This window comes from Leisingera sp. F5, from assembly GCF_001593695.1.
In genome coordinates this window covers 1-3,232 of sequence record NZ_LUKH01000264.1, presented here as the reverse complement: position 1 = coordinate 3,232, position 3,232 = coordinate 1, and the positions used below count along the sequence as shown (strand labels likewise).

The 3,232-nt window shown below is 60.6% G+C and carries 3 protein-coding genes; 1 reads left to right on the top strand and 2 read right to left on the bottom strand.

The window, feature by feature from the left end:
- The coding region (locus tag A2I95_RS28565; protein WP_291735343.1) for a Hint domain-containing protein at nucleotides 1-1,639 on the top strand (1,639 nt) is incomplete at its 5' end.
- Between the two features lie 279 nt (nucleotides 1,640-1,918).
- On the opposite strand, the gene A2I95_RS28560 is transcribed toward A2I95_RS28565, so the two are convergent.
- Nucleotides 1,919-2,086, bottom strand: coding sequence for a hypothetical protein (locus A2I95_RS28560; RefSeq protein ID WP_291735346.1), 168 nt, complete (start codon nucleotides 2,084-2,086; stop codon nucleotides 1,919-1,921).
- A 194-nt stretch (nucleotides 2,087-2,280) separates the two neighbouring features.
- Nucleotides 2,281-2,985: a UTRA domain-containing protein gene (locus A2I95_RS28555; protein ID WP_291735342.1), complete on the bottom strand. Its 705-nt coding sequence runs from the start codon at nucleotides 2,983-2,985 to the stop codon at nucleotides 2,281-2,283.
- Between the last annotated feature and the right edge of the window lie 247 nt (nucleotides 2,986-3,232).

Below are 3,232 nucleotides of genomic sequence, written 5' to 3'. Positions count from 1 at the left end.
CGGCAGCGGCAACGATCTGATGTACGGCGAGTCAGGCCATGACAGCCTGGAAGGCGGCGACGGCGACGATGTGATGGATGGCGGGCTCGGCAACGACACCCTGATCGGGGGTACCGGCGCCGACACGATCGCCGGGGGCGATGGCGACGACTACATCGAAGGCGGCGACGGCGACGACAGCCTGACCACCGGTCTTGGCAATGACACGCTGATCGGCGGCGCGGGCAATGACACGCTGAGGAACTCCGCCGGTGACGACAGCCTGGTTGGCGGCGCCGGTGACGACAGCATCGTCGCAACCGAGGGCAACGACACCCTAGAAGGAGGCGACGGCGCCGATACCATGTACGGCGGCAACGATGACGATCTGCTGGTCGGCGGCAGCGGCGACGATCAAATGCACGGCGAGGCTGATGCTGACACGTTCCAGATGTCCGACGGGTTCGGCAATGACACTCTGACCGGCGGCGAGGCGGGAAATGACCTCGATACGGTCGATGTCTCGGCGGTCACCACCGGGGTCACGGTCACCTACACCGGCGATGAGGCCGGCACGATCACCGACGGCTCCGACACGATTACCTTTTCCGAGATCGAGGCGCTTAAGCTGACGGATCAGGGGGATGTTGTGGATGCTTCGGCTGACAGCGCCGGGGTGTCGATCGACGCAGGCGCGGGCGATGACACGATCACACTTGGTTCGGGTAACGACTCTATTACCACCGGGGCGGGATATGACGAGCTGATCCTGACAGGGGCGGGCGGCATCGACACTGTCAGCGACTTCAGCATTGCCGATGATGACAGCGACGGTTTTTTCAACGACCAGCTTGATGTTTCCGATCTGACCGGCGGCACCGGACCCGACGGGGCTGTTCGCACCAGCGATGTCTCCGTAACCGACGATGGATCCGGCAATGCCCTGCTAACGTTTCCAGGAGGTGAAAAGATTGTTCTGGAGGGGGTGGCCCCCTCGCAGATCACAACCACAGCCCAGCTCATTTCTGCAGGTATCCCTTGTTTCACGTCGGATGTTCTTCTCGCCACCAAGCGTGGCGCAGTGCCCGCAGGCCGGATCCAGGTGGGCGACATGCTGCAAACCGCCGACAATGGGTTCCAGCCAGTTATCTGGGTCGGCAAACGCACTCTGAGCCAGGCAGACTTGGCGGAGCGCCCGCATCTGAGGCCGTATTGCGTCCGCCCGGGCGGTTTGCTGACTCCAGAGCGGCCAATGCTGCTGTCCCCCCAGCATCGCCTGTTAGCCGGCCCCAAGGCCTTTGGGCAAGGCACGCAGTTTGGCGAAAGCTTTCTGTCTGCGAAACTGCTGGCAGAAATTGACAAAAACTGCACACAACAGACCGGGACAGCCGCTCCGGTCACCTATGTGCATCTCATGACTGAGCGGCATGAGGTGATTTTCGCAGAAGGCATCGCAACAGAGACATTCTGGCCCGGTCCCGAAGCAGTCCGCGGGTTGTGCGCTGCAGACAGGCGGGAACTGTTCGGCCTCTTCCCCGAACTGGCTGCCGTTCATGGGTTGGTCGGCGAACACGGCCGCGGGCTGGTCCGCAGGGCTTACGGCGACCTGGCCCGCCAGGCGCTTAAGCGGCGCAACCTGCAACACCTGCATGCCGCCTGACAGCATCCGGCCCAGGCCGCGAAAGGCCTTGGCGGGCCTGCGGCAGCCGCGCATCCGGCCAGGCGGTGGGCTGACAATGCAGTTCCGCGTCCAGTTCGAAGACCGGCTCCATCTGGCCGTCAGTGGCCACCCTGTTGAAATTACACCGCTTATTCATTTCCACTCCATGGGTGCCGATGCCGAACTTCTTAATGACGATTGCATCGCGGACTGCGGTACGCTTCTTTTCCGACTCCGGCATGGTTTCTCAATGGGAAGCCGCGCCAGAGGCGGAACTCCTCAAAACCGGTGCCGCCGCTCATGCCAGGGGGGGCAAAGATCGGGCCGCATGCATATAGGCCTTCGCCTCGATATCGTGCCCGGATTGCGCAGCACCTCCATCGTGCGCTGTTTGGTGATACGCGCGTGGGGTGTGCTGGCGGGCCATCCGAAACGGTTGACCGCCATATTCGCGATACCATAGTTCGACAGAAGCGGCGCGGTTGCCGTGGCAGCGGCAAAAATGCGCCCGGGCCGGATGCCCAGCAGGCTCTCCGTGACCGCACTATGCAGAGCGAGTTCAAGACCCTGTCCGCCAGTATCACCCGTGAGGGCCAGGATGCAGTCTGGCAGCCTTAAGCGGCAGGTTGCAGGCGCAAACCTCACAGATGTGTTGTCATTTTATATCCAGGAGCAAAAAACAGCTTTGCCAGCGTTACGGGCTTGGTGCGCAGCCAGGTAATCCTTTCCGCCGTGAACAACGGATCCCCCAAAGCAGTGTCCAGAAAGTCGGACACTGTCTGATCGGCCTTAGTCGCCATGAAGCTCAGCTCAAGATTTGTGAAGGGAACCTTTTGCACCAGCCAGTCATTCGGACCGGATTGGGTGAAATCCGCCTCCAGAATCTCGGGGATGCTGTCTGTCACCACCCAGCGCACTTCGTACTGGAACGGCGCGTTACCGGCATAATGCATGCATCTAAGGTGCAGAACCTCCTGCTTTTGAGGGATGTCAAGCCGGGCTGACAGCCATGCCGGGGCGGGCATGATACGGCGTTCCACCAGGGAATACCGGTAGGCGGCGCCGGTTTCGGAGATTTCGTCCCGCACCAGGGGGATGGAGAACTGGGCTTTGCGGACCGGCGAATTCAAAACCCGCGTCCCGGCTTTCCGCTTGCGTTCCAGATAGCCTTCTTCGGCCAGTTCCCGCAGCGCTCGGTTCACAGTGGTGCGCGTGCTCGAGAATTCAACAGCCAGTTCCGTTTCGCTTGGCAGCAGGCTGTCCGGCGCCCAGATCTTGTTTTGGATCCGGTCCAAAACGACCTGCTTGATATCCCTGTAGCTCATGTTCTCGCGGGGGGCTGGCATCCGGAATCCCAATTCGATTAAAAAATTTTAATGGTAATATATATACACATAATGTTCGGGCGGGAAAGCGTGATAACCAGCTTTACAGCCGGTGCGGCCGGATCAGTTGCCTGGCAGCACAAGGCCTGCAGGCACGCGCGCAGAAATACGGCTGGCCTTTTCCGGCAATATAGTTGACAATGTCAATTAATATGACTGACCAGCGCTTCCATCTCCACAACTCCCTGGGCTACCAGGTCACCATGCT

What these genes read in the sequence shown, in the direction of transcription:
- A2I95_RS28555 (WP_291735342.1), bottom strand. Translation starts at nt 2,985, where the DNA reads ATGCCAGCCCCCCGCGAGAACATGAGCTACAGGGATATCAAGCAGGTC.
- A2I95_RS28560 (WP_291735346.1), bottom strand. Translation starts at nt 2,086, where the DNA reads ATGGCGGTCAACCGTTTCGGATGGCCCGCCAGCACACCCCACGCGCGT.